We start from the raw sequence: 708 nt of genomic DNA, 5'->3' as shown, positions 1-708 counted from the left end.
AAGAATTACCGGACGATTGATGAGGCTAGATCGGGTATATTTGCCTATATCGAGATATTTTATAACCGTAAGAGAAGGCACTCAGCAAACGATGGGGTAAGCCCCGTTGAATATGAGGAAGCAGCTGCTATGGCTGCATAGTTAGAGTGTCTACTTTTTGTGGGGAACACCAAGCGCCCCTTCACTTGTAGTAAGGATTGCTAAATGATTAAAAGGATTTCGATGTGGAAGTTGGCTGATCCAGCGTGTGCCGAGGAGATGAAGGGGAAATTGCTTTCCATGAAAAATACGGTTGATTCGCTGCAAGAAATTGAAGTTGGGATTAACGAATCTCAACATGAATCGGCATATGATATTGTGTTTATCGGCACCTTTTCGGATGAAAATGCTTTCCAGAGATTTGAAAATGACGAATACCATAAAGAAATCGGATCGTTCGTTTCTTCAGTTAGGCTAGATCGCAAGGTGGTTGAGTTTGAGTGCTAAGTGGCAATCAAATTTAGTAAGGTGTTCTAAATGACGGTCCGCGCCCGTAACCTCTGCGTTATGCAAAGTCAACTTATTTGACTTGTAGATCGAACGTAAGCGTCCGGCGATTACCCTTTTGTAGGCGCACCCCATCCATGAGGTAACAGCTCGCCGATACGGCTAGCTGGCTGAGTCGGCAGCCGGGTCAATACATCCTTCAGATACGCATAAGGATCATGC

Annotated in this window: 3 protein-coding genes; 2 read left to right on the top strand and 1 reads right to left on the bottom strand. The window is 44.8% G+C overall.

Annotation, left to right across the window (positions count from 1 at the left end; all coding sequences use genetic code 11):
* The first annotated feature begins 15 nt into the window (after nucleotides 1-15).
* Both D9N13_RS14040 and D9N13_RS14035 read left to right on the top strand, forming a co-directional pair.
* Nucleotides 16-141: an IS3 family transposase gene (locus D9N13_RS14040; RefSeq protein WP_411268171.1), complete on the top strand. Its 126-nt coding sequence runs from the start codon at nucleotides 16-18 to the stop codon at nucleotides 139-141.
* Nucleotides 142-204: 63 nt separating this feature from the next.
* Nucleotides 205-486, top strand: a complete 282-nt coding sequence (locus D9N13_RS14035) for a Dabb family protein (protein WP_290591345.1) — start codon at nucleotides 205-207, stop codon at nucleotides 484-486.
* A gap of 110 nt (nucleotides 487-596) precedes the next feature.
* Here the strand turns inward: D9N13_RS14035 and D9N13_RS14030 are convergent.
* Nucleotides 597-708, bottom strand: a 112-nt coding sequence (locus tag D9N13_RS14030; protein WP_290588140.1) for a transposase domain-containing protein, incomplete at its 5' end; no start/stop codon positions are given.

The organism is Ketobacter sp. GenoA1 (assembly GCF_003671475.1).
Taxonomy (GTDB): domain Bacteria; phylum Pseudomonadota; class Gammaproteobacteria; order Pseudomonadales; family Ketobacteraceae; genus Ketobacter.
The sequence above is the reverse complement of the archived record's forward strand: the minus strand, read 5'-3'. Positions and strand labels throughout refer to the sequence as shown.